General features: G+C 66.6%; 18 protein-coding genes and 1 tRNA gene. 3 read left to right on the forward strand and 16 right to left on the reverse strand.

All coding sequences use genetic code 11. The annotated features are described in order from the left end of the window. Positions 1-10: 10 nt before the first annotated feature. The 7 genes from rpoC to metG all read right to left on the reverse strand — a co-directional run bounded on the left by rpoC (position 11) and on the right by metG (position 13831). Positions 11-4975 (reverse strand): DNA-directed RNA polymerase subunit beta', encoded by a 4965-nt coding sequence (gene rpoC, locus APAU_RS08340; protein ID WP_006301288.1) that lies wholly within the window; start codon positions 4973-4975, stop codon positions 11-13. Next, the gene (rpoB, locus tag APAU_RS08345; RefSeq protein ID WP_006301289.1) at positions 4976-8617 is read right to left on the reverse strand and encodes a DNA-directed RNA polymerase subunit beta; all 3642 of its coding nucleotides are present in this window, start codon (positions 8615-8617) and stop codon (positions 4976-4978) included. It abuts the gene before it with no gap. Between the two features lie 113 nt (positions 8618-8730). Beyond that, positions 8731-8817, reverse strand: a tRNA-Leu gene (locus APAU_RS08350). Positions 8818-8847: 30 nt separating this feature from the next. After that, entirely contained in the window at positions 8848-9864 is a 1017-nt protein-coding gene (locus APAU_RS08355; RefSeq protein ID WP_006301290.1) for an L-threonylcarbamoyladenylate synthase, read from the reverse strand. Then, positions 9861-10982 carry a tRNA guanosine(34) transglycosylase Tgt gene (gene tgt / locus APAU_RS08360; protein WP_006301291.1) on the reverse strand — a complete coding sequence of 374 codons (1122 nt, stop codon included), beginning with the start codon at positions 10980-10982 and terminating at the stop codon, positions 9861-9863. Before tgt ends, APAU_RS08355 begins: the two co-directional genes overlap by 4 nt. Then, positions 10979-11788 (reverse strand): TatD family hydrolase, encoded by an 810-nt coding sequence (locus APAU_RS08365; protein WP_006301292.1) that lies wholly within the window; start codon positions 11786-11788, stop codon positions 10979-10981. The genes tgt and APAU_RS08365 overlap by 4 nt, the downstream gene beginning before the upstream one ends. A gap of 96 nt (positions 11789-11884) precedes the next feature. Then, positions 11885-13831, reverse strand: coding sequence for a methionine--tRNA ligase (gene metG / locus APAU_RS08370; protein WP_006301293.1), 1947 nt, complete (start codon positions 13829-13831; stop codon positions 11885-11887). Positions 13832-14192: 361 nt separating this feature from the next. On the opposite strand from metG, the gene APAU_RS08375 reads away from it, so the two are divergent. After that, positions 14193-14951, forward strand: coding sequence for a tyrosine-type recombinase/integrase (locus APAU_RS08375; RefSeq protein WP_198004001.1), 759 nt, complete (start codon positions 14193-14195; stop codon positions 14949-14951). A gap of 1776 nt (positions 14952-16727) precedes the next feature. Here APAU_RS08375 and APAU_RS13330 read toward each other — a convergent pair. Genes APAU_RS13330 through APAU_RS08390 form a run of 3 tightly spaced genes read right to left on the reverse strand, consistent with a single transcriptional unit; the run spans position 16728 to position 17875 of the window. Next, complete coding sequence (locus tag APAU_RS13330; RefSeq protein WP_006301296.1) at positions 16728-16901, reverse strand: hypothetical protein; 174 nt, start codon at positions 16899-16901, stop codon at positions 16728-16730. Positions 16902-16940: 39 nt separating this feature from the next. Further along, positions 16941-17126 carry a helix-turn-helix domain-containing protein gene (locus APAU_RS08385; protein WP_006301297.1) on the reverse strand — a complete coding sequence of 62 codons (186 nt, stop codon included), beginning with the start codon at positions 17124-17126 and terminating at the stop codon, positions 16941-16943. 11 nt (positions 17127-17137) lie between these two features. After that, positions 17138-17875, reverse strand: coding sequence for a recombinase family protein (locus tag APAU_RS08390; RefSeq protein ID WP_198004002.1), 738 nt, complete (start codon positions 17873-17875; stop codon positions 17138-17140). A gap of 130 nt (positions 17876-18005) precedes the next feature. On the opposite strand from APAU_RS08390, the gene APAU_RS08395 reads away from it, so the two are divergent. Together APAU_RS08395 and APAU_RS08400 are read left to right on the forward strand one after the other, a co-directional pair. Further along, positions 18006-18377 (forward strand): type II toxin-antitoxin system RelE/ParE family toxin, encoded by a 372-nt coding sequence (locus APAU_RS08395; RefSeq protein WP_006301299.1) that lies wholly within the window; start codon positions 18006-18008, stop codon positions 18375-18377. Next, positions 18374-18676: a helix-turn-helix domain-containing protein gene (locus APAU_RS08400; protein WP_006301300.1), complete on the forward strand. Its 303-nt coding sequence runs from the start codon at positions 18374-18376 to the stop codon at positions 18674-18676. The genes APAU_RS08395 and APAU_RS08400 overlap by 4 nt, the downstream gene beginning before the upstream one ends. 47 nt (positions 18677-18723) lie before the next feature. Here the strand turns inward: APAU_RS08400 and APAU_RS08405 are convergent, their stop codons facing one another. The 6 genes from APAU_RS08405 to APAU_RS12620 are packed head-to-tail and all read right to left on the reverse strand — an operon-like array spanning position 18724 to position 24586. Next, positions 18724-19173 carry a hypothetical protein gene (locus APAU_RS08405; RefSeq protein WP_040345013.1) on the reverse strand — a complete coding sequence of 150 codons (450 nt, stop codon included), beginning with the start codon at positions 19171-19173 and terminating at the stop codon, positions 18724-18726. Between the two features lie 50 nt (positions 19174-19223). Further along, positions 19224-20606 (reverse strand): DEAD/DEAH box helicase, encoded by a 1383-nt coding sequence (locus tag APAU_RS08410; RefSeq protein ID WP_232207834.1) that lies wholly within the window; start codon positions 20604-20606, stop codon positions 19224-19226. Positions 20607-20611: 5 nt separating this feature from the next. Beyond that, complete coding sequence (locus APAU_RS08415) at positions 20612-20794, reverse strand: hypothetical protein (RefSeq protein WP_156789467.1); 183 nt, start codon at positions 20792-20794, stop codon at positions 20612-20614. Further along, positions 20791-21282 (reverse strand): RuvC family protein, encoded by a 492-nt coding sequence (locus tag APAU_RS08420; protein WP_006301304.1) that lies wholly within the window; start codon positions 21280-21282, stop codon positions 20791-20793. Before APAU_RS08420 ends, APAU_RS08415 begins: the two co-directional genes overlap by 4 nt. Beyond that, a complete protein-coding gene (locus APAU_RS14660; RefSeq protein ID WP_156789468.1) occupies positions 21282-21995 on the reverse strand; it encodes a hypothetical protein in 714 nt (237 codons plus the stop codon). Before APAU_RS14660 ends, APAU_RS08420 begins: the two co-directional genes overlap by 1 nt. Beyond that, complete coding sequence (locus APAU_RS12620) at positions 21992-24586, reverse strand: AAA family ATPase (RefSeq protein ID WP_050792498.1); 2595 nt, start codon at positions 24584-24586, stop codon at positions 21992-21994. Before APAU_RS12620 ends, APAU_RS14660 begins: the two co-directional genes overlap by 4 nt. Positions 24587-24678: the final 92 nt, after the last annotated feature.

Genomic DNA, 24678 nt, shown 5'->3' on the forward strand with positions numbered 1-24678 from the left:
TGGACAATCCTCAGATCGTGACCGGGGCTGCCTCCGGCACGGATTCCTTGACCTCCACCTTGCGGTAACGCTCGATACCCGTGCCTGCGGGGACCAGCAACCCGATGATGACGTTTTCCTTCAGTCCCCGGAGCCCGTCGATCTCTCCCCGGACCGCAGCGGCCGCCAGGACCTGGGCGGTCTGCTGGAAAGAGGCAGCGGAGAGGAAGCTGTCCGTGGCCAGGGCCGCCTTGGTCACCCCGTGGACCACGGGACGCCACTCCGGCTCCTCCCGAAGCCTCCGGACGAAGGTCACCCGCTGGATGACCCGCCTCAGCTCCGACTGGGCCAGGATGGGACGCACCACCAGGTCGGAGGGACAGGCCTTCACCAACTCTCCCAGGGTCTGGTGGTTGATCTCCCTTCCTGCGGGGACCACCACGTCTCCCAAAGCGTCCCGCACCGGCTCCAGGAGGACCTTGCCGTACACCTTGTCGGTGAGCACCTGGTGCACCAGCTTGTCCCGGGTCAGGATGCCGCTTTCCAGCTCCACGGCGGTGACGCTGCCCGCCAGAAGTCCCTCCACGATCTCCATGTCCACGCGGTTCTCCTCCGGGACGAGGGAGTTCCCCTCCCCATCGATGACCTGGAGGAGTTTCTGGGACAGGTACGTCCCGATGAGGAACTCGTAGAGGTCCTTGGAAAGGTCGATGCGTTCCGGATTCTTCCAGAAACGAAGGTTCTCCTGGGAGGAACGGCGCAGCAGGCCCAAAAGCTCCTCGTCCAGGGCCCGGTCCTTAGCCGGCACCAATTCCCCGTCCACCTTCAGGTCCTCCGCCAGATAGGCCTCGCTGCGAAGCTGTTCCAAAGCCTTAATGTCCCGAACCCAGACGGGTTTCGGTCCTCTGGCGATGAGACGGTTCACGTCTCCGGCGGTCAGGCGGGAACCTGCGGAGAGGACACAACCCTCCGCCACTTCCACCTCCCGGATCAGCTCCAGCCCCTCCATCTCCCGCTTGAAGGAAGCATCTCCCACCACCACGCGCAGCTGCCCTTCCCGGTCCTCGCAGAGCAGCTCCGCCACGGTGATGCCCGGGGCCAGCAGCCGCTTCAGGACCTGCGGCGTCACCGCTTCGTCCTTCAGGCTGCCCGCGCCGTCCATGGCCCCCTGCCCCTGAACCTCCCGAAGAGTGGTCCCCCCCAGGGCGTCCACGGCCTCGGAGAGGGCCGCCTCGTTCTCCCGGCGGATCCGCTCCAGCTCCGCGTCCAGATCCTCCAGCCACACCAGTTCCCCCGACACGAAGGGGCTGTCTCCTTCCTCCACCACCCGGACGCGGTTCACCGGAGCCACCTTGCGGAGGATGGTCTCGATGTGCTTGTCGTTGATGGAGACGCCCTGGGAGCGATAGACCTCCTGGATGCCGTCCAGGATGTACCGCTGCACCGCCTCCAGCCCCTCCACCTCCAGGAGCTGCTGCGGATCGATGTACCCTTCCGTCAGGACCTGCCCCTTGTGGATGGACACGCCTTCTTCGATGCCCACCAGAAGGTTCTGGGACGCGGGGATGTTGTAGGGAATCTTCTCCTCGTTGCCGTTCGCGTCCGTACGGGCAAGGATGACCTTCTTCTTGCCGTCGCTCTCCCGGATCTCCACCACCGTGCCGTCGTGCTCCGCCAGGATGGCCACCTTCTTGGGACGGCGCACCTCGAAGAGCTGCTCGATCCGAGGCAGCCCCTGGGTGATGTCCTCTCCGGTGAACTGCCGCACCCCACCGGTGTGGAAGGTACGCATGGTTAGCTGGGTTCCCGGCTCGCCGATGGATTGGGCAGCCACCACCCCCACGGTCTCTCCCAGGGCTACCCGGTCTCGGGTCGCCAGGTCGCGGCCGTAGCAGGTGCGGCAGATGCCGTAACGAAGCCCGCAGGTGAGGGGGCTGCGTACCCAGAGGCTCTCCACCCCCGCCTTTTCGATCTGCCGAGCCAGTTCGCCGGTGATCTCCTGCCCCGCCCGGACGGCGCAGGTCCCGTCGGGAAGCACCACGTCCTGCAGGGCGACCCGGCCCAGGATGCGCTCGGAAAGGGGGATGACCACCTTCCCTTCCTGGCGCAGCGGGCGGACCTCCACGCCCCGGTCGGTGCCGCAGTCCTCCTCGGTGATGATGAGGTCCTGGGCCACGTCCACCAGTCGACGGGTGAGGTAGCCCGACTTGGCGGTTCTCATGGCGGTGTCGGAAAGACCCTTTCGCGCCCCGTGGGTGGAGATGAAGTACTCCAGCATGTTGAGGCCGTCGCGGAAGTTGGACACGATGGGGTAGTCGATGATGCGCCCCGACGGGTCCGCCATGAGGCCCCGGATACCCGCCATCTGGGCCACCTGGCTCTTGGAACCTCGAGCCCCGGAGTCCACCATCATCCGCAGGGGGTTGGTGATCTCCATGTTCTCCACGATCTTGTCCACGATGCGCCGCACCGCCTCGGACCAGAGGGCGTCCTTCTGGCGCATGTATTCGTCCTCCGTGAGGATGCCCACCCCGTACTGAGAGGACAGCTCCTCCTCGTGGACCATGGTCTCCTGGACGATGATCTCCTTCTGGGGGGGCACCAGGACATCCCCGATACCCAGGCTGATGCCGCTCTGGCTGGACCAGCGATACCCCAGCATCTTCACCGCGTCCAGCATCTCCACCATGGCGGCCTGTCCCACCTGGTCGTAGGCGTTGTCTAACAGGACCCCCAGGTCCTTCTTGCCCATCTGTCGGTTGATGAAGCGCATGGCCACGGGCAGGGCCAGGTTGAAGACCACCCGGCCCGGGCTGGTCTGCAGCCATCCTTCGCCCTGGTTCCACTCCGGCCTGGCCTTGACGTACACCGCAGCGTTCACGTCCACCAGACCGTGATCCAACCCGGAGACCACATCCTCCATGTCCCGGAAATGCATCCCGTGTCCCTTCAGGCCTTCCCGCATCCCCGTGAGGTAGAAGACCCCCAGGATGATGTCCTGGGTGGGGGTCACCACGGGCTTCCCGCTGGCGGGAGACAGGAGGTTGTTGGAAGACAGCATCAGGATCCGGGCCTCCGTCTGGGCCTCCAGGGAGAGGGGCACGTGGACGGCCATCTGGTCCCCGTCGAAGTCCGCGTTGAAGGCGGTGCACACCAGGGGGTGAAGGCGGATCGCCTTCCCCTCGATGAGCACCGGCTCGAAAGCCTGGATGCCCAGGCGGTGCAGGGTGGGAGCGCGGTTCAGAAGCACCGGGTGGTCCTTGATGATCTCCTCCAGGATGCCCCAGACCTCGTCCTTGCCCCGCTCGATGAGGCGCCGGGCGTTCTTCACGTTGGCCGCCAGCCCCTGCTCCACCAGCTTGTGCATCACGAAGGGCTTGAACAGCTCCAGGGCCATCTGCTTGGGCAGGCCGCACTGGTAGATCTTCAGGTGCGGCCCGATGACGATGACGGAACGGCCGGAGTAGTCCACCCGCTTGCCCAGGAGGTTCTGCCGGAAGCGACCCTTCTTCCCTCGGAGGAGGTCGGTGAGGCTCTTGAGGGGCCGATTGCCCGCCCCCAGCACCGCCTTGCCCCGACGGCCGTTGTCGATGAGGGCATCCACGGATTCCTGGAGCATCCGCTTCTCGTTGCGGATGATGATCTCCGGAGCCCGAAGCTCCTGCAGCTTCTTCAGACGGTTGTTGCGGTTGATGACCCGGCGGTACAGGTCGTTGAGGTCCGACGTGGCGAAGCGTCCTCCGTCCAGCTGCACCATGGGGCGCAGGTCCGGGGGGATCACCGGCAGGACGGAGAGGACCATCCACTCCGGCCGACCGTCGCTCTTGCGGAAATCCTCCACCACCTGGAGGCGCTTGGTGAGCTTGCGCTTCTTTTGCCCCGTGGACTCGGCGATCTCCTCCCGCAGCTCCGCCGCCAGGTCGTCCATGTGGATCTTCTTGAGGAGGGCCACCACGCCTTCCGCGCCGATGCCCCCTTCGAAGGCCTTGTCATAGTGGCTGCAGAGGCGCTCCTCCCGCTCCAGGACGATGTCCGCCCTCTGGTAGGGGGATTCCCCCCCCTCCACCACGATGTAGCAGGGGTCCTCGATGGTGATGGTCTCCGGCTGGGCCTGGAAACGACCGGGGAACTTCTGGTAGTAGAGTTCGTACTCGCTCTTGGAGATCACGTCGTTCTTGGCGAAGGGGAGGTGGGTCACCGAAACGGCCACGAAACCCTCCTGGTTGCCCAACACCACGGGCTTGGCCTCAGCGTCGGCCGTCAGGGCCAGGACCGCCTGGACCCGGGAGGCGGGAACAACCTCCCCCCCCTCGGGATCCTCGGGCCGGACGATGCGGAAAGCAGGCTCCACCTTCAGGACGTCGTCGCCGTACTCCGAGCGGATCCGGGACAGCTGGGAAGCCCCCACCACGTCCCCTTCGCTCAAGGGAACATCGTCCACCCGGACGATGCGGAAGGCCTCTTCGGCCTTGAACTTCGGGTCGAAATGCCGGTGGATCCGCTCTTCGCAGGCCGCCATCAGGTCGCCCCGCCGGGCCAGGTCGATGCGACGGCCCTCGGTGACCACCTTATAGACCGGCTCCCTCCGCCTCGTGGGGGCGAAGTAGACCACCTTCTCCAGGTCCTTGGTGGAGGCCCCGAGCAGGAGAGACAGGCGGCTCGGGATCCCCCGGAGATACCAGATGTGCACCACCGGGGCGGCCAGTTCGATGTGCCCCATGCGCTCCCGGCGGACCCGGTTGTCCGTGACCTCCACGCCGCAACGGTCGCAGATGATGCCCCGGAACTTGGGGCCGCTTCGCTTGTACTTCCCGCAGGCGCACTCGAAACTGCGGGTGGGACCGAAGATCCTCTCGCAGAAGAGACCGTCCTTTTCCGGGCGCAGGGTTCGGTAGTTGATCGTCTCGGGCTTCTTCACCTCGCCGCTGGAAAGCTCCCGAATCCTCTCCGGGGAGGAGAGTTTCATCCGAACGCCGACGATTTCGTGGTGAGCCATCTACGCGTCCTCCTCTTCCCGCTCTTCCGCGAGGTCCCCGGGCCCGGACTCCTGCTCCGGGTCCACCACATGGAACAGATGGTCCGCCCCCTCGGGCACCGCGGGCAGGGACACGTCACCCTCGAACAGGTCCTGGGGGGTAAGGGGCCGCTCTCTCGTCTCGAACACATCCTCCAGGGAATCCACCGTGGCATCGGGACGGAAGGGCAACGAACGGCCCCGGACGTCCTCGTCCTCATCCCCCAGGGTCAGCTCCCCGAAGGAACCGTCCTCGTACTGGATCTCCACGTCCAGGCCCAGGCCCTGAAGCTCCTTGATGAGGACACGGAAGCTCTCGGGCACCCCCGGATGGGCCAGGTTCTGCCCCTTGACGATGCGCTCGTAGGTCTTGAGTCGTCCCCGGATGTCGTCGGACTTGACGGTGAGCATTTCCTGGAGCATGTGGGACGCCCCGTAACCCTCCAGGGCCCAGACTTCCATCTCCCCGAAGCGCTGCCCGCCGAACTGGGTCTTGCCCCCCAAGGGCTGCTGGGTGATGAGGCTGTAGGGTCCGATGGACCGAGCGTGGATCTTGTCGTCCACCAGGTGGATCAGTTTGAGCATGTACATGACCCCCACGGTGACCTTCTTGTCCATGGGTTCCCCGGTACGGCCGTCGTAGAGGGTGATCTTGCAGTCCCGGGTAAGCTCCGGGTACTTCTCCGCCTGGATCTCCTCCACCAGACGGAAGATGTCGTCCTCCTGGGCCCCCTCGAACACGGGGGTGGAGACCTTCCAACCCTTGTGCATGGCCACGAAGCCCATGATGGTCTCGAACACCTGCCCCAGGTTCATGCGGCTGGGCACCCCGAGGGGATTCAGCACCACGTCCACCGGGGTTCCGTCGGAGAGGAAGGGCATGTCCTCCTCCGGGAGGATCTTGGAGACCACGCCCTTGTTGCCGTGGCGCCCCGCCATCTTGTCCCCCTCGGTGATCTTCCGGAACTGGGCCACGTAGACCTTGACCACCTCGTTGACCCCGGCGCTCAGGTCCTCGCTGTTCTCCTCCCGGCTGAGACGCTTGACCGCCACCACTTTGCCGCCCTCGCCGTGGGGCACCCGGAGGCACGTGTCCCGCACCTCCCGGGCCTTCTCTCCGAAGATGGCCCGAAGCAGCTTCTCTTCCGGGGACTGATCCGATTCCCCCTTGGGGGTGACCTTCCCCACCAGGATGTCCCCGGCCTTCACCTCCGCCCCCACCCGGACTACACCGCTCTCGTCCAGGTTCTTCAGGGCATCCTCCCCCACGTTGGGGATGTCGCGGGTGATCTCCTCGGGACCCAGCTTCGTGTCCCGGGCTTCCACCTCGTACTCCTCGATGTGGATGGAAGTGTAGAAGTCCTCCTTCACCAGCCTCTGGCTGAGGAGGATGGCGTCCTCAAAGTTGTAACCTTCCCAGGAGACGAAGGCCACCAGGACGTTCCGTCCCAGGGCCAGCTCGCCCCCGTCGCAGGACTGGCCGTCGGCGATGATCCGCCCCCGGTCCACCCGCTCCCCCTGATGCACCAGGGGCTTCTGGTGGATCACCGTACCCTGGTTGGACCGGCGGAACTTGATGAGCCGGGACTCGTCCCGGGCTCCATCGTCTCCCCGGATCACGATGCGGTCCGCGTCCACGAACTCCACGACCCCATCCCGGCGGCTCAGGACGCAGGAACCCGAATCCCGGGCAATGCAGCCTTCGATGCCCGTGCCCACATAGGGGGCCTCCGCCATCACCAGGGGCACCGCCTGACGCTGCATGTTGGAGCCCATGAGGGCCCGGTTCGCGTCGTCATGCTCCAGGAAGGGGATCAGAGCCGTGGAGATGGAGACGATCTGTTTGGGGGACACGTCCAGGAAGTCCACCCGATCCCGCTCCACCGTGAGGATGTTGCCCCGGTAGCGGACGTAGACCTCCTGCTCCGACAGGTTCCCGTCGTCGTCCACGGGGGTGTTGGCCCGCCCCACGTAGAACTCGTCCTCTTCGTCCGCGGCGAGGTAGACCACCTCGTCCCCCACCCGCCCCTCCACCACCCGACGACGGGGGGTGACCAGGAACCCGTACTCGTTGAGCCGGGCGAAGGTGGACAGAGACGTCACCAGACCGATGTTCGCCCCTTCGGGGGTCTCGATGGGGCAGACCCGTCCGTAGTGGGTATAGTGCACGTCCCGGGCCTCGAAGCCCGCCCGTTCCCGGGAGAGCCCCCCGGGGCCGAGGGCGGAAAGCCGCCGCCGATGGGTCAGCTCCGCCAAGGGGTTCGTCTGGTCCATGAACTGGGAGAGCTGGCCGGAGCCGAAAAACTCCCGAAGGGCCGCGCTGATGGGGCGCACGTTGATCAGGTCCTTCGCCGTGGCCGCCGCCAGATCGGGGGTGGTGGTCATGCGCTCCTTGGCGATACGCTCCATGCGCAGCAGCCCGATGCGCACCTGATTCTGGAGAAGCTCTCCCACGGCGCGCACCCGTCGGTTCCCCAGGTGGTCGATGTCGTCGTCCCGCTCCATCCCATCCCGAAGGCCCAAGAGCCCCTTCACGATGGCCACCACGTCCCCCACCGTGAGGAGTCGAGCGGCCTCGGGGATGTCCAGGCCCAGACGGCGGTTCACCTTGTAGCGTCCCACCCGGCCCAGGTTGTACCGCCGGGTGTCGAAAAAGAGGCCGTGGATGTACTCCTTGGCGTTCTCCATACGGGCGGGCTCGTTGGGGCGCAGTCGTCGGAACAGCTCCAGGGTCGCCTCGTCCCCGGACTGGGTGTTGTCCTTCTCCATGGTGGCGGCAAGCCCCGGGTCCACATCCCAGACCCAGACCTTGGTGCGCCCCTGGTTCCAGAGGGTCTCCAAGTGCTCCTTGGTGATGCGCTCGTTCTTGCGGAGCAGCACCTGGCCGTCGGGATTCACCACCGTTTCGGCTAGGAGGCGTCCCTTGATCTCCTCCTCCACCAGGTCCAGCTCCACTTCCTTGGCATCGAAAAGCCGCAGGATCTCGTCACCCGACCCCACGCCGAAGGCCTTGAGGAGCATGGTGACGGGGATCTTCTTCCGGTTGTCGATCTTCACGGACAGGAGGTCCCCCGGGGTGAGGTCAAACTCCAGCCAGGCACCCCGATCGGGGATCACCTTGGCCAGGTAGCTTTCCTGCCCCGGAACCCCCACCTCGGAGGAGAAGTACACCCCCGCGGAACGGGCCAGCTGGCTGACCACCACCCGCTCCGTGCCGTTGATGATGAAGGTACCCCGGTCGGTCATGACCGGGAAGTCCCCCAGGTAGATCTCTTCCTCCTTGATCTCGCCGCTCTTGCGGTTCACCAGACGGATGGTGGCGCGGACGGGCATGGACCAGGTCAGATCCCGACTGCGGGCCTCGTCGAGGCTCGTGCTGGGGGGATCCACGTAGTAGCGAACGAACTCCAGGGCGAAGGAACCGTCGTAGCTCTCGATGGGGAAGATCTCGTCGAAGAGATCCTGGAGACCCTGGCTCGGCCGGGGTCCCCTGTCCGCTTCATGCTCGAAAAACCAGTCGTAGGAGTGACGCTGCACTTCCACCAGATCGGGCAGTTCAATCAGGTCCTTGGCTCGACCAAAGATCCTCCGCGTGAGCGCCTGGGAAGGAGTTTCCGTAACCATGGGAGACACAACCTCCCTTGTGGGGTTTGGGTGGTTAAAAAGTCGTACAGTCGGGCATCATAGCAAAAAGGGCGCACGAAGTCAACGGACTCCGCACGCCCTCTTACGTCCTATGGTGTCGAGGGGGGGAATTGAACCCCCATGAGCGTTAGCTCACTGGATCCTGAATCCAGCGCGTCTACCAGTTCCGCCACCCCGACACATGGTCTGCTGCCACAACGCTGGAGATTCTAACAGCGTTCCGGTTCGTTGACAAGAGGCTCCCGTCCCCCGGAAGCTCGGCTCAGACGATCTCGTAGCGCCCGGGCGATGCCCGCCTTGCCCCGAGGCCATTCCGCCAGGATGCCCCGAGCACCTTGCTGCTCCAACCGGCGCAGGGCGCGAAAGAGGAGGGCGGCATACTCCTCAAAGGTTCCCCCCCGCAGCTCCCAGGCAGGGTTTGCGGGGGGCGGCAAAACCCCCACGTAGCCCCAGGGGACGCCCTCCCGCTCCAGGATCCGGATCTCCTCGGGAACATCCCCCCCGTCCCAGAGCCACAGGGGAACCCCCGGGGCGTAGTGGCGGTGTCGAGTGCCCGGGGAGCGCCGAAGCAGGTCCTCCCCCTGGGGGTAGCCCAGGGGGCCGCAGACCCGTTCCAGATCCTCCGAGGAGATCCCCCCCGGGCGAAGAAGGACCACCTTTTCTCCCGTGACGTCCACCACCGTGGACTCCACCCCCACCTCCGCAGGGCCCCCGTCGAGAATCAGGGGGATGCGGCCGTCCAGATCCTCCCGAACCGACGCCGCGTCGGTGGGGCTGGGCCTGCCGCTGCGGTTCGCGCTGGGAGCCGCCACGGGAACCCCGGCCAGGCGGATCAGATCCTGGGCAAGGGGGTGCCGGGGCATGCGGATCGCCACCGTGGGCAACCCCGCCCGGACCTCCTCGGGAATCCGGGGGTCCGCCTCCACCACCAGGGTCAGCGGGCCGGGCCAGAAACGGGCCGCCAGGGCTCGGGCACGATCGTCAAAGGCCCCCAGGGCTTGCGCCTCCTCCAGGGAGGCCACGTGGACGATCAGGGGGTTGTCCCCGGGGCGTCCTTTGGCGGCGAAGATGCCCCCCACCGCCCGGGGGTTGGTGGCGTCCGCCCCCAGGCCGTAGACGGTCTCCGTGGGGAAGGCCACCAGCCCCCCGCCCAGGAGTACCCGCACGGCCTCCTCCAGGTGACGGGACCGGGACGAGGGGGTCACGGCAAGCAGGCGGGTCCTCACGCCTCTGCCTCCCGCACGTCGTCGAACCGGGCGTGGAAGGCCTCCCGATAGGCAGGGAAGGTGCCCTCCAGGATGGCGTTTCGAGCCCCCTCCACCAGGGAGAGGAGGAAATGCAGGTTGTGCCAGGTGCAAAGCCGCGCCGCCAGGATTTCCCCGGCCTTGTACAGGTGCCTCAGGTAGGCCCGGGTGTAGTGGCGGCACACGTAGCAGTCGCACGTCTCGTCCAGGGGGCGGAAGTCCTCCGCCAGGGCCTGGTTCTTCACGTTCAGACGTCCCGTGGAGGTGAACACCGTGCCGTTGCGTCCGTTGCGGGTGGGAAGCACGCAGTCGAAGAGGTCCACCCCCCGGGCGATGCCCTCCACCAGGTTGGCGGGGTGCCCCACCCCCATGAGATACCGGGGCTTCGTTCGCGGCATCTCCGGGGCCAGGCAGTCCAGGATGCGGTACATCTCCCCGTGGGACTCCCCCACCGAGAGCCCCCCGATGGCGTAGCCCGGGAAGTCCAGGCGAACCAGTTCCCGGGCGCAGAGGACCCTCTGGTCCTCGTACACGGAACCTTGGACGATGCCGAAGAGGTCCTGTCCGGGTCGGGCGTGGGCCTCCCGACACCGGACCGCCCACCGAAGGGTGCGCTCCATCCCCTCCCGGGAGGCCTCGGGGGTAGAGGGATAGGGGACGCACTCGTCGAAGCACATGGCGATGTCGCTGCCCAGCTTCTCCTGGATTTTCACGGACCGTTCCGGGGTCATGAGGTGACGGCTTCCGTCCCGGTGGGACCGGAACACCACCCCCTCGTCGGAGAGGGTCCGCAGCTCCGCCAGGGAGAAGACCTGAAAACCCCCGCTGTCGGTGAGAATGGGGTGCGGCCAGTCCATGAACCGATGGAGCCCCCCCGCCCGTTCCACCAGATCCTCCCCGGGGCGCAGGAACAGGTGGTAGGTGTTGCCCAGGAGGATCTGCGCCCCCATCTGCTCCAGCTCGAAGGGCGCCATGGCCTTCACCGTGGCCTGGGTCCCCACGGGCATGAACACGGGGGTTCGGAGGGTTCCGTGGGGGGTGGAGTACTCCCCCGCCCGGGCCCCCGTGACGGGACACTCCGCCAGCAGCCGGAAGCTCATCGGGGACCTCCGGGGCAGAAGAGCCGTTCCGCGTTCTCCCAAACCGCTTCCGTCAGCGCCTCCAGGGAAAGGCCCCGGACCTCCGCCAGGGTTCGAGCCACCTCCACCACCCAGGCGGGTTCGTTGGGCTTGCCCCGGTGCCCCTGGGGAGCCAGGTAGGGAGCGTCGGTCTCCGTCAGGATCCGGTCCAGGGGGCAGTCCCGGGCGATGTCCCTCAGGGCGTGGTTCTTCGGGTAGGTGAGGGGACCGGCGAAGGAAAGATGGAACCCCAGATCCAGGGCGGCCCGGGCCTGGGAGGCGTTCCCCCCGAAACAGTGGAACACCCCGCCGACCTCACGGGCTTTCCCCTCCTCCAGGATGCGAAACGCCTGCCCGTAGACCCCGTCGGCCTCCGGGTCCTTCCCGTCCCGCAGGTGGAGCACCAGGGGCTTGCCCACCCCCACCCCCAGGGCCACCTGTCGGGCGAAGACCTCTCGCTGCACCTCCCGGGGGGAGTTGTCGTACCAGTAATCCAGCCCGATCTCCCCCAGGGCTGCGGCTCGGGGATCCGCCAGGAGGGCCCGGAGGTCCTCGTAGAAGCCCTCGTCGGCGGTGCGGGCATCGTGGGGATGCAGCCCCACCGCCGCCAGGATCTCCGGTACTCCGGGCTGGCGGGCCAGCTCCAGGGCCCGGCGGGACGAGGGCAGATCGAAGCCCACCACCACCGCCCGGACCACCCCCGCCTCCGCAGCGGCGGCCCGCTGCTCCTCCAGGGGAGCCTTCAGGGGCTCCTCGTTCCAATGACAATGGGTGTCCACAAATCTCATGGTTTCTCCTCCCGAAAAGGGAAGACCGGGAACCCGCCCGACGGGGCGGAACTCCCGGTCCCCTGCGATGCTTCTGTGCCCCAGAGGGGCGATCCGTCAGTGGATCCGGCTTCCCACGGGGATGTCCTGGTCCACCGTCAGCAGGGCAAGACCGAAGTTCGTCTTGCTGGGGCTTTCCGCCGCCAGGAGCATGCCGTTGCTCTGCACCCCTCGGATCACCGAGGGCTTGAGGTTGCAGATGACGATGATGTTCTTGCCCTCCAGCTCCTCGGGGGTGTAGAACTCCCGGATCCCCGAGACGATGGTGCGTTTCTCGTAACCCAGGTCCAGGTCCAGCTTGAAGAGCTTGTTGGCCTTGGCCACGGGCTCCACATGGAGCACCCGGGCCACCCGGAACTCCAGCTTACGGAAGTCCTCGATGGTGATCTGCTCCTCGTGGTCGCTGTAGTCCATGTCCCCCCCCGATGCGGCGGCGTCCCGGGCGGCCTTCTCGACCTTCCACTGCTCCAGGTCCACCCGGGGGAAGAGCACCCCCGCCTTGCGCACCTGCACGGGTTGCGGCAGGGGGCCGAAGGACCAGGGGCTCCGCCCCGTCCCTTCCGGGGTTCCCGGAAGGCCCAGCTGGTCCCACATGCGCTGCGCCGTTTCGGGAAGGAAGGGGGCCGACAGGAGAGCCGCCTGACGCAGCGCCTCGAAAAGGGTCCGCAGAACCGTGTCCAGCCGTTCCTGGTTCCCCTCCTTGGCTAGGTTCCAGGGGAGGTTTTCGTCGATGTACTTGTTGGAGCGCCCCAGGAAGGCCCACAGGGCCTTCAGGGCCTCGTCGAAGGCGAACCGCTCCAGAAGCCGGTCCATCTCCTCGGCGGTGCGCCCCGCCAGGATTTCCAGTTCCCGGTCCAGGGCCTCGGGGTGCACTGCGGAAGGCACCTGGCCGCCGCAGTACTTCTCCACCATCTGGAGGGTCCGGTTCAGCAGGTTCCCCAGGTCGTTGGCCAGGTCCGCGTTGGAGCGCTGCACCAGGGCCAGCTCGGAGAAGTCCCCGTCCAGGCCGAAGGGCACCTCCCGGAGGAGGAAGTACCGGAACACGTCCACCCCGTAGCGCTCCGCCATCTCGAAGGGGTCCACCACGTTGCCCTTGGACTTGGACATCTTGTCCCCCTCCACGGTCCACCAGCCGTGGGCGAAGACCCGTTTCGGGGGCTGCAGCCCCAGAGCCAGGAGCAGGGCGGGCCACACCACGGAATGGAACCGGATGATGTCCTTGCCCACCAGGTGGTGCGCCACGGGCCAGAAGGTCTCCCAGGGCTTGCCCGCCTCTGGGTACCCCAGGGCGGAGAGGTAGTTGATGAGGGCGTCGAACCACACGTACACCACGTGCTGCTCGTCTCCGGGTACCGGGACCCCCCATTTCATGGTGGTGCGGGAGATGGACTGGTCCTTCAGCCCCCCCCGGAGGAAGCTCAGGATCTCGTTGGCCCGGGTGCGGGGCAGGATGGCCTCGGGAAGCCCCTCGTAGTAGTCCAGCAGGGGCTGCTCGTACTTGGACATGCGGAAAAAGTAGCTCTGCTCGGTCATCTTCTGGAGGGGCCTGCCGCAGTCGGGACAGGTGTTCCCCTCCCCCATCTGGGCCTCGGGGACGTAGGTCTCGCAGGGCACGCAGTACCAGCCCTCGTAGGACCCCAGGTAGATGTCTCCCTTTTCCAGGAGGGTGGAGAAGATGTGCTGCACCACCTTCTCATGTCGAGGCTCGGTGGTGCGGATAAAGTCGTCGTTGGTGATGTTCAGGACCTTCCAGAGCCGGCGGAAGTTCTCCACCGTCTGGTCCGCCAGCTGCAAGGCCGTCAGGCCCTTGGCCGCCGCGGCCTGCTGGATCTTCTGGCCGTGCTCGTCCGTACCAGTGAGGAAGGTGGTGGGGTCCCCCAGCATTCGGTGGTGCCGGGCCAGCACGTCCGCCGCAATGGTGGTGTAGGCGTGCCCGATGTGGGGGACGTCGTTGACGTAATAGATCGGGGTGGTGATGTAGAAGGGGGTTCGCTGTTCACTCATGGGGGGTTCCTCCTCACGCAGGTCCGTTTCGGGATTCTTCGCCGCGGCGCTGCCACAAAAAGGCCTTGGCGCGGTTCTTCGGGATACCATAGCGCTCCCCCAGGGACTTGACAACCGCGCTATAGAACGGGGTAAAACCCGGTTCCGTTTTTTCGCCCCCGGGAAGAATGTCAGGGAGGGGGTTTGTCATATGGGGAGCGCCGTTCCGATTCGCAAGGTCTTGCCTACCCTGTCACAGATGGTCGAAGAGTACCTTGATGAACGAAGCCTGGACCTTGCGCCATCCACCGTGAAGAACCAAGGCTATATCCTACGGCAGTTCGCCGCCCAGAGCCAGGATGAAGGGAACCGAGCCGACGCGGTGCGACTCCTTCAGCACGCCAAGAGTCCCAACGTCCACAACCTCTACCGCGCCACGCTGAAATGCTTCTTCGACTGGTGCATCTCCCAGGGCTACCGCACCGACAACCCCGGCGAGGGGATTCGGACGAAGAAGGGCACCCACAAGTTCATCGATACCCCGGTACAGGCCCTTGATTCCTTCATCCGAGAGGGGTTCGACACCACCACCTATGTGGGCCTCCGCGACAAGGCCGCTGTCCTGTTTCTCATCGACACGGGAGCCAGGCCGAACGAAGCATGGCAGCTTCGCCCTGAAGACGTGGACCTAGTGCAGGGGATCGCCCTTCTCCGCGCCGAGACCACCAAGACGCGCACACCCAGGACCGTGTTCTTCTCGAAGCCCACCGCAAAGCTGCTGAACACCCTTCTGGGGAACCGCCCCGACTGGTGGGGCCCAGACGTGCCGATCTTCGCCGCCTCCACAGGAAGTCCCATGACCTCTACGGAGTTCGGACACCGCCTCCGCCCCGTCACCGCCCGGTTCGGGTTGAACCTCACCGTCTACAGCCTTCGGCACATCTTCGCCACCAATTTTCTGAGGGGAGGAGGGAGCGCCTTGGAACTACAGCGCATCCTTGGCCACAGCAACATGACGATGACCACCCGGTACGCCAACCTGAACCGGGAGGACCTGCAAGAGGCCCATCGGCACGCCTCCCCGGTCAACGCTTTGTTCCCGGAGGCGAAACGGCACGCACCCCGGAAGCTCAAGAAATGACGCCGCTCTTACCCCCCCAGAGTCCCACCTTGAGCCCCAGGAGCCACGTGGAACCCCCCAGGAGCCCCTACTTTCCCCCGGACGGGTTCGGACACCACCCGGGCCAAGGGAGGGGCCTTCTGGGGCTCCCGCGAAGGGGGCGGGAGCAGCGCGGCGGATCGGGGCCGGGAGTGAAGGGAGCAGGCCCGGGAGGCGGCGGGACCAGGGGCCGGGGGGGAGACCTCCGGTCCTTCTCCTTTGGGAGGGTCCCCCTTCACCCCGCCGGTCACGTTCTCGGAGGGTCGTCACGCGACCGCCACGCGACCGCCGCAAGGGGTACCCAACCCCCAGGGGCCAGGAGCAGGGTGAAGGGGAACCGGTCCGCTTTGGAGCAGGTCCGCCTAACGTCGCGATCCGCGACCTTTGGGCGCTGCCGCAGGCCCGTGACCGGCACAGTATGCCGCCCCCGGATGCCCTCAGCCGAATTGAGGCCATCCGCCAAGCTGTCCCTTACTTGAAGTAACCCCACCGCCAGGAGCAGCCCGATGGAATCGCGGATCGCGAATCCATCCGCTTCTCGTGGACTCATTGCCCCTGCGGCAGCCGGGGGAGTAGCTTCGGGAGTGGTGATGTTACCCGAGAAGGCCCTTTACCGACGCCGGTAAAATGATCCGCCTCGACCATTCCGTTGACAGCACCGATATGATCCCAAGGATGGGGACAGTACCCCCACCCTCAAGGGGTCTAAGCAGTGGTGAGACCCTTTGCCCGGGAGCAACCGGATGGCGTCGTGAAACGCGACGGCATCCGCCGCGCCGCCGCCCAGGTCCGCCAAAGGGTGTAACAAAACGTTACCCCCCTTCCACCGCCCGGGCCATCAAAGGGCGTCGGCACTCCCGACACCCCCGAAGGGTACAAGCAGTCCTTGTCCCCCCGCCTCATGAACTACCAATTTTCAGGATTACCCCGCTTCACCGCCCAGCGCGTACCCCCTTCACCCTTTTGCACCGTCCATCCTGTACCCCTACCCAGTTAACCTACTGGCAGCCCTGCACCGGGACATTCCCCCTGCCGGGAGTCCTCCTTGACGGGTATCCTATGGCTTCCCTTCAGCTTCGCCGTACAGGCCAATGTGAGGAGACCGCGCCACGTGCCCACGGAGGGGCCCAGGACGCCCCAGGATCGCGTGTTTGGTGCCGGGAGGGTATCGGTGCTGCCCGTGAGGGCACACCGCCGGGGGTCGTCAATTCGATGACCCCGGGAGGGTATCGGTGCTGCCTGTGGGGGGGGGGGAAGGCCCGTGCGTGCCGCTCTGGGGGGAGGTGTCCAACAAACACCCCCCCCTGCGCTGCGGGAGGGGGCCTGGGTGAAGGGAAAGCCCGCCCGGGATCAGGACCAACCAGGGGATTGTTAAGCCGGGTTCAGCGACATCTTGTCGCTCCGCCTCCGCCAGCCGCCGCAGGGCTTCGATCTCGTCCTGCTTGGCCTCCAGCTCCTGGGCTGCGGTGGTGGCGTTAACGGTGGGGACATGTTCACTTTTGAACGCCTCGTTGGCTACCGCATTGACCTTGCCCAGCGAGCACCCCGCCGCAGTAGCGATCTTTCTTTGTGGCACCCCCGCCGCCGCAAGACGACGGATCATCTCGTCCCGCTTCTCCCGGGTCAGGTTCCGCCGACCGAGCTGGTTCAGGTCCTCGACCAGGAACCCATGGATCAGCCCACAGCAAAGGACCGGATGAAGGGATCTCCCCCTCACCCGGTCCTTGTCTTCCCCGTTGGTTTTGCCTTCGAGTCTCGCTACGGCCCCGCCATGGTCAACGACACGACCCCATCCTCCCTGGAGGAACCCAGACGAACCGCCATGTCACTCTCCAGGAACAGCACGACCCCATCCGGGCCCCCTACTTCGATCCGGGCAACGCTCAAGTCCGCCTCAAAGTCTCCCTTGGCCGTCGCTACGTGCATCTTCATGGTCTACGCCTCCCGTCCACTCTACCGACCTTCCCCGCTCTACTCTTCCGCCTTCGCCGTGCCCCGCTGGGCTACCTCGTCCAGGGCGCTTTCCGGTACCCGCCAGGCCCTACCTACCTTTACCCCCCGAAGGTTCCCCGACCGGAGCCACCGTCCTACCGTCACCATAGAAACGCCCAGATGCTCCGCTGCCTCCTCCACCGTGTAGAGCCGTTCCGCTGTCACCGCCTCACCCCCTAGGCCACCCGGGCCAGGATGTACCTCACCGTCGAAGCGTGCCACTGACCGCCCCGCTTCGAGGGAACCCCTTGGGTGTTCAACCGGTCTGCAATGCCCCGCAGCGTCTCCCCCGAGTCCCGCCACTGCCGGATGAGGGAGAGCACCCCCATTTCCTTCACGTCGTCCTCCAGCAGATCCCCCGTGCGGGTCTTGCCGTAGGGCGTCGGGGAGTACGCCGTCCCCGCGTCCCGCTTGTGGGCCAAGGCCGCCTTGGTGCGCTCCGCCGTCAGGTCCCTTTCGAACTGGGCGAACCCCGCCATCATGGTCAGCATCATCCGCCCCATGGCCGATCCCGTATTGAGCGACTGCCCGCCCATGTCCACCAGGTGCAGGGCCACTCCCCGCCGCTCCCATTCCTCCGTGGTGGTCAGTGCGTCCACCGCCGACCGGAAGAGCCGGTCCAGCTTCAGGGCCACCACGTGCTGCACCTTCCCCAGGGCCACCAGATCCACAACCCGGGAGCCTTCAGGGCGGGAGTGAAGGGGAACCGTCCCGCTCACCGCCTCCTCCCGGAGGACCGCCACCACCCGAAGGCCGGAAGCCAGGGCATAGGCCCGAAGGCGCTCTTCCTGAGCATCCAGGCTCACCCCGTTCTCCGCCTGATCCAGCGTCGAGACTCGCACGTAGAGCACCGCGTCGGTTCCGTCGCTTTGGGCCTTGCGGGTCATGGGCTCCACCTCCCCCGGGATGTCCATAGCATATCGGATCAAATATGCTCTGTCAATATCATTCGATATCAAAAGATGCCTTGTGCAGATCCGACCGGTTCTGTACAAAGATGGCCCCGGCCTTGTCGTCAGTAGCACTAGGTGCTAGTATATCCTCATGAACCGAATCCTCCGGACTGCCCCTTTTACTCGATGGATGAAGGACAACGATGTCGACGATGCCTCCCTTGAAGCGGCGGTTCAAGAGATGGGAACAGGGTTGATCGACGCCAGCCTTGGAGGACACCTCTACAAGAAGCGGGTAGCCCTGCACGGTCGAGGGAAGCGGGGCGGAGCCCGTACCATCGTGGCGACTCGGTACGAAGGCACGTGGTTCTTCCTCTTCGGGTTCAGGAAGAACGAACGCTCCAGCATCACGGACCGAGAAACAAAGGCATTGCAACAATTGGCCAAATCCCTGCTTGGCCTAAGCGAAAGCGAACTGGAAGCAGCCATCAAAGCGGGAGACATTCAGGAGGTGACACCATGAGCCGCATTCTTCAGGAAGTGCACGAAACGGCCCAGGATTTGCATGCCTCGGGAGTCCTTTCGGATGAGGGGATGCGGGAGTTCGATGCCCTTTGCCTTCCGGCAATTCCCACCTACTCCCCCGAGGCCATCCGTAAGATTCGAGCCGATACCCGCTTGAATCAGAATACCCTAGCTGCCCTCCTGAATATCAGCGCCTCCACCCTTCAGAAGTGGGAAACCGGCGCAAAGAAGCCCGTTGGGGCAGCCCGAAAGCTGCTTCACATCCTGGAAACCCGGGGCATCTCCTCGCTGCTGTAATCCTGCCCCATCGTCCCCGGGAGGATGCCGCCCCGGGCCACCGTCGCCTACGCCACCCCCAGCCGTCCGTCCTTTTCCAGTTCATCGACATCCAGATCAAGGAGCCGCTGCTTTTCCCCGGTTTCGTCGCGCAACGCCTGGAGGGGATCAAGCTGTGCTTCCCCAATCAGCTCTTCGGCGATTTGCTCCGCGTCTCTCGGTTCCGGCGCAGCGGAGGTGAAGAACCTCTCCGTTCTCCACAGAAGGCCCGCCGCTACCTGGAGCTTCACGTTCGGGGAAACTTCCTCATCGTCCAGTAGCTGAAGGGTCACTTCGGCAGCCTTCATCACCGCAGCCTGGAGCTTGCCGCGCAGCTCTGACAAGACTTCGTGCCGCCGGACCTCAAGGGCCGCCCGGAAATGAGGGCTTTTCCGCGTCAGGTCCGAAACCCGCTGCCGCGACATGCCCACAGCAAGGGCCGCCGCCGTGATGCTGGCTCCCCCCGCAAGGAGTTCCACCAGGTGACGATGTCTTTCGTTGAGGCCCCCCCTGTTGCTGTCTCGTTTAGTCAACTTTGTCTCCCCCTTTCAACTTCCGTTTGTTCCGTTCCACCCCCGCACAGGGCCCGGTACACCGAGAAGAACCGGGACCGGGCTTGGTACTCCAAGACCCCGCAGCCGTCCACCAGGTCCACCACCAGGGGAACCGCCTTCCCCGGAAGGGCCCGGAGGATGCGACCTACCCGCTGTTCCAGGAGCCCCGGGTTCTTCGTGGGGGCCGTCAGGAGTAGGGCGTCCAGGACGGGGACGTTCAAGCCTTCGTCCGCCAGGTTCACCGACACCACGCAGCGCAGGGAGCCCCCTTTCAGGTCCTCCAGGATGCGTTCCCGGTCCGCCTTCGTACGACCTCCGTGCAGGGCCTCCGCCCCATACCCTTTCTCCCGAAGTCCCGCCGCCAGGACATCCGCCTGTTCCTTGCGGGAGGCCAGGATGAGGAGGGCCCTCCCTTCACCCAGAAGGCCCGCCGCCTCCCCGACGATGAGCCGGTTCCTTGGTTCGCTTCGAGCCAGCCGGGAGACGGACCGTGACCAGTCCTCCGGGTCGAACCCGGGGACAGGGAGGCCCCGAAGCCACCGCAGCGCCGGACGCACCCGCACCCCTTCGTCCTCCAGGTCCTCCGCTTCGATCCGGGCCAGGGTCGGGCCGAGAACCGCATGGAGCAGAGGCGTCAGGCCGTCCGCCCGGGTCGGGGTCGCCGAAAGGCCGTACCGGTACACTGCGGGGAAGGCCCCCACCACCTCGCCGAAGGTCATAGCGGGGACGTGGTGGCACTCGTCCACCGCCACCAGGCCGTACCGCCCGGTCAGGTCGCCCAGCCGTTCCGGGTCCCGCAGGCTTTGGAGCAGGGCCACGTCCACCACGCCCCCGGGGGAGTACTCCCCCGCCCCCACCAGGCCCACATGGACACCCAGCCACCGCCCCAGGTCCTCCCGAAGCTGGAAGGCCAGGTCCCGGGTATGGCACAGGACGATGGCAGGTTGCCGCCGTTTTGCGACCAGCGCCCCCAGCAGCGCCGTTTTCCCCGCACCGCAGGGGGCCACAAGAACCCCCTGAGACCGGCCCCCCACCTGCCGCAGGGCGTTCTCCTGGTACTCCCGGAGGGTCCCCTTGAAGGTCAGGCCCAGGCCCTGGAGGAGGAGCCGATGGTCCACTAGGTCCACGTCCAACCCCCGGTCTTTGGCCTCTCGCAGCAGCCGCCCCACCAGACCCCGGGGGAGGAGGAGGGTGTCCCCCACCTCCCGGGCCAGGCACAGGGTTTCAGGGATACCTCCGGTCCAGCGCCCCGCCCGTGCCGCGCTGACGTAGGCCGGGTTCGGGGCCGAAGCCAAGGCCACCATTTGGGCCACCAGATCCCGGGAAGCCCCCTCCACCCGGGCCACCGCATCGACCACCAGCCTCAAGACCGCACCCCCCGCAGCAGGGCCAGGACGTCCCCGAAGCGCTCCCGCAGGTCCTCCAGATCCTCCAGCATCAGGGAGACATCCACGGGCCCGTCCAGGCCCCTGTACACCTCCATCAGGACTTCCAGCCGATCCGCGTACCGCTGCCCCGCCAGTCCCGCCAGAAGGCCGTGCATCACGCCACTGCCCTTCCCGCCGCCCGTAGGCCGTACCACGCCAGGGCCAGGGCATCCGCTCTTCCGTCCAGTCCTTTCCCCCGGGGGGTGAAGAGGGACGCGCCGGGGAAGGCCAGGGAGGCCCACCGCAGGGCCCGCTCCTTCCCGTCCCCCGGGGTTCCCCGCAGCACGTCCCCCTGCCAGGTCCGGGGAGACACCTCCAGGAGGGGAACCCCCAGGGCCTCCAGAACCCCCACCACCACGCCCACGTTCCGCCCGAAGGAGAAGCAGGAGGAGACCCCCTGCCCAGGCATGGCGTGCACCGCCTCCACCACCGCAAGCCGGATCTCCCCGGCCTCGACCAGGAACCGGGCCAAAGCCGCCCCGTCCACCTCCTGCCGTGTCTTCCCCAGGGAGCGCAGGGGCATGTCCTCGATCCTCCACGGGGAACCGTCCGCCTCAAGGATCGCCACCGCGCCGCGCAAACCCGGGTCGATGCCGCAGATCCGCATCACGCAGCCCTCCTCAAGGTCCCGTCGATCTCCGCGTCGATCAGCCCCGCCCGCACGGCGTCCCGGATCGCTTGCCCCCCGAAACGGCGGTGGGCTTCGGCGTAGTGGATGCCTTCGGCCCGGGAGGCCGCCGAAAGAAGGTCCCCAGGGTCGGATGAAGGGGAATCCCCCGCCTCCGAGACCGGGAGCACCCGGACCGCCTCGACCGGCGCAGGAATCACCGGGTCCGCCACGCGGGGAGCCTTCCCCAGGAAGACGCGATCCCCCGACCGACGGACCAGCCCCGCACCCATGGCAGCGTAGACCAGCCGTTCCCCGCAGCCCCGCACCGCCGCCGCGAAGCTCAGGGGTCCGTCCTGGAGACGGGAAAGCAGACTCACAAGCACCTGATCCGCGCTACTCGCTCCCGGGACCGGGACAAACCGGGACAATGTCCCTTCTGCCACTTGTCCCGGGGGGACCGGTTCCCCCTCGCCCATGATCGCCTCCCTTTCGGCCAGGAGTTCCGCCACCTGTTCCCACCCGGGAGCCTTCGCGTCCACCAGGTGGAGCAGCAGGGCCCCCTCCAACCTCGAGGCGTCCAGGAGCGCCCGCGCCCGTTCCAGGGGTCCCGGGTCGGGACCGATGAGGGCCACCCTGGGACCGCACAGGATCGGGACGATCCCGAGTTCTTCCGTCAGCGCCACATAGTCCTGCATCGTCATCGTCCTCATGCCCCCTTCAGCCAGTCCCGGATGTTGCCCTTGGGAAGATCAACCACCTTCGCCGCCCTTTCGGTCAGCTCCGCCAGTCGGACAGGAGCCGGTGCCCGGTCCAGAGTGGGGGGAGCCGTCGCCGTCGGGTCCGTGACCGGCATACTATGCCGCTCACCTGTCGGGTCCTTCGCCGGTGCCGCCGTCGCCGCCCGGGCCATCGGAGGTTCCTGAGGGCGGGTCCTGGGGTCGGGTCTGGATGAAGGAAGGTTCTCTTCATTCGGCCCCTTCTCCCCCCGGGACACCGGGACGGGACCGGGACACGGGACACCCCCTATAGGGGTGTGTCCCGGTTTGTCCCGGGACAGGCCGGGACATGTCCCGTTTTGTCCCGCTTTGTCCCGCTTCGTAATGTGCTGTGTTGAAGTGTCCTCGGCGGGTCCGTCGAGCCCGAGGGAACCCCCGGGAAGGTCCTCCTCACCCCGGCCCCTGGGGGTCCAGCCGATCCGTTCCCGCAGATCCCGGGCCAAGTTCCCTTCCTCAATGCCCGCCCCAGGGGAAGCCGGGCCGAGGCGGTACAGGTCCTCCTCCACCAGAAGCCACCCGAGGGACACCAGTTCGTCCCTTGTCCGCTGGAACGCCTTCTTCTTCGCGTCCGAGCTGTCCTTCGTGCTGCCGGAGTAGAACGTCCTCCTCCAGTCCTCCAGGTGGACCCCGAGGAAAGCCCCGTCCCGGTCCAGCCTGCCGTGGTCCTTCGCCGCCGCGTACCAGGAGTCCAGCGCCTGCCGCAGGACCGGACGAAGGGATTCCCTCCTGGGGGCTTGGATGCCTCCCTGAGCCTCCACCAAGACGGCGCTGTGGACAGGCCGCCCCTCTTCATCCGCCAGGCCCGGGAGGACTACATCCTGGAGTTCCAGGGTCAGGGGATTTCCCAGTTCCGCGTCCTTCGATTTCGTGGCGGTGACCGTCACCAGGTGGTTGCTTTTGGTGACGCACAGCTCTGTGTCCATCGCAGCCTTCAGGGCCGAGGAGCCCCGCGCCCGGTTCCGGTCCCCGTGCCCGGAGTGGTGAACCGCCAGGATCAGCGCCCCGGGGTTCTCCAGCCGCAACCGATCCATGGCCCCGATGAAGCGCCCCACGTCCTGGGAGCTATTCTCGTCCGCCCCCGCAAGGCACCGGGCCACGGTATCCAGGACGATCAGGGCCAAGGGTTCTCCCGCCTCTTCCCGGATGACAGCCAGGGCCGCCGAGGCTTCCTCGATGCCCTCCAGGGTCGCCAGGTCAGCAGCGCAGTTCGACAGGGCCAGACGATCCACCAGAACCCCGTGGTGCTCTTCCCATCCGGCGATACGTCGGGCCAGGCCCCTTGCCCCTTCCCCGGCGACGTAGGCCACAACCCCCTGCCGGACCTTCCGCCCGCAGAAGTACCGCCCCGTGGCTACGGAACAGGCCAGGCCCACGGACGCGAAGCTCTTCCCGCTGCCGGGCTCCCCGAAGATCAGGCCGAGGGTGTCCCGCTCGAAGAGCCTTTCCACCAGCCAGTCCGGGGGGAGAACCTCCAGGTCCCGCCTCCATGCGAAGCGAAGACGCCCCGCCTTCCTGGTAGCCGGTCCCGCCTCCGGGAACGCCTCACAGGTCGTTGCTACAGCAGCCGGGGGGAAGTCGTCGTCCTCCGGGTCGTCCGAGAGGGGCAGGAGGGGGATGGGGGGCCCTACTTCGAGGTCGCCCCAGTCATCGCCCTGATCCACGGCGGAATCCTCCGCCACCTGTTGGAGCCGCAGGATTTCCGCCGCCATGGTTTCACCACGCCCTTTCGCTGTTTGGAGTTCTTCCCGTGCCGCTTCGAGCCCCAGGGACGTCGCCAAGTCGTTCCAGTCCGACCCCGGGGTCCCTTCCGGGGTGAGGGGAACCGCCCCGGATTCCTTCGCCGCCGCTTCCGCAGCCCGCCGCCCGGCTTCGTCGTTGTCCGTCGCCGCGTAGAGGACCACATGGGGACGGCACCGCCGCACCAGGGAGCAGACGGCCGGGACGTTCGACGTGCTGAAGGCCGCTAGGACCACGCCAGCGTCACCCACTAGCTGCTGAAGGCTGTAGGCCGTCGCGTAGCCTTCTGCCACGTAGATGGCCTTGTGCTTGGGGTTCCGCCAGTCAGGGGCCATCGAATGAAAGGAGCCCGTCAGGACGGAGCCCCTGATGAGCCGCTTGGAGCCGTCCGCGCCGATCCGCTGGACCCCCGCCAGGCCGCCGATGGAGTCGTACAGGGGAACCAGCAGGCCCCCGGTGCCGTCCACCTTCAGGCCCGGGAGAACAGGGAGCCCCTTACGGACCTGGTACACATGGGGGGAATCCAGGACCTTCCCTTCATCCCAGGCCTTGCGCATTGCCACCGCCGCCCGGGCCGCTTCAAGGGCTGCCTTCTGGCGCTCCGCTTCGGCCTTCGCCAGGGCTTCCGGGTCGGCCTGTCCGCCCTCTCCGGGAGGGTCCACCCCCAGCAGCCGGGCCAGCTCCAGGACACCGCCGTGCTGCCCCGTGGTGCGATCCAGGAACCCCGCCCGCTCCGGGTCGCAGCAGACGCCGAAGCTCGGGTTCTTCTCAGGCCGCAGGGGAGACAAGCACCTGCCGGACCAACCGCCCGGGCCGCCCCACTGGACGGGGGAAGGAATCACTCTGCAAAACCACCGCCGCAGCTCGTCCGGGGAGGCGT

This window comes from Aminomonas paucivorans DSM 12260 (assembly GCF_000165795.1).
Taxonomy (GTDB): domain Bacteria; phylum Synergistota; class Synergistia; order Synergistales; family Synergistaceae; genus Aminomonas; species Aminomonas paucivorans.

Excerpts from the sequence above, each read along its gene's own strand:
- metG (WP_006301293.1), bottom strand. The coding sequence starts at position 13,831 with ATGAGTGAACAGCGAACCCCCTTCTACATCACCACCCCGATCTATTAC.
- APAU_RS08420 (WP_006301304.1), bottom strand. The coding sequence starts at position 21,282 with ATGCGGATCTGCGGCATCGACCCGGGTTTGCGCGGCGCGGTGGCGATC.
- APAU_RS14660 (WP_156789468.1), bottom strand. The coding sequence starts at position 21,995 with ATGAGGACGATGACGATGCAGGACTATGTGGCGCTGACGGAAGAACTC.
- APAU_RS08365 (WP_006301292.1), bottom strand. The coding sequence starts at position 11,788 with ATGAGATTTGTGGACACCCATTGTCATTGGAACGAGGAGCCCCTGAAG.
- rpoB (WP_006301289.1), bottom strand. The coding sequence starts at position 8,617 with ATGGTTACGGAAACTCCTTCCCAGGCGCTCACGCGGAGGATCTTTGGT.
- APAU_RS08390 (WP_198004002.1), bottom strand. The coding sequence starts at position 17,875 with ATGGACATCCCGGGGGAGGTGGAGCCCATGACCCGCAAGGCCCAAAGC.
- tgt (WP_006301291.1), bottom strand. The coding sequence starts at position 10,982 with ATGAGCTTCCGGCTGCTGGCGGAGTGTCCCGTCACGGGGGCCCGGGCG.
- APAU_RS08400 (WP_006301300.1), top strand. The coding sequence starts at position 18,374 with ATGAGCCGCATTCTTCAGGAAGTGCACGAAACGGCCCAGGATTTGCAT.
- APAU_RS08395 (WP_006301299.1), top strand. The coding sequence starts at position 18,006 with ATGAACCGAATCCTCCGGACTGCCCCTTTTACTCGATGGATGAAGGAC.
- APAU_RS13330 (WP_006301296.1), bottom strand. The coding sequence starts at position 16,901 with ATGAAGATGCACGTAGCGACGGCCAAGGGAGACTTTGAGGCGGACTTG.
- rpoC (WP_006301288.1), bottom strand. The coding sequence starts at position 4,975 with ATGGCTCACCACGAAATCGTCGGCGTTCGGATGAAACTCTCCTCCCCG.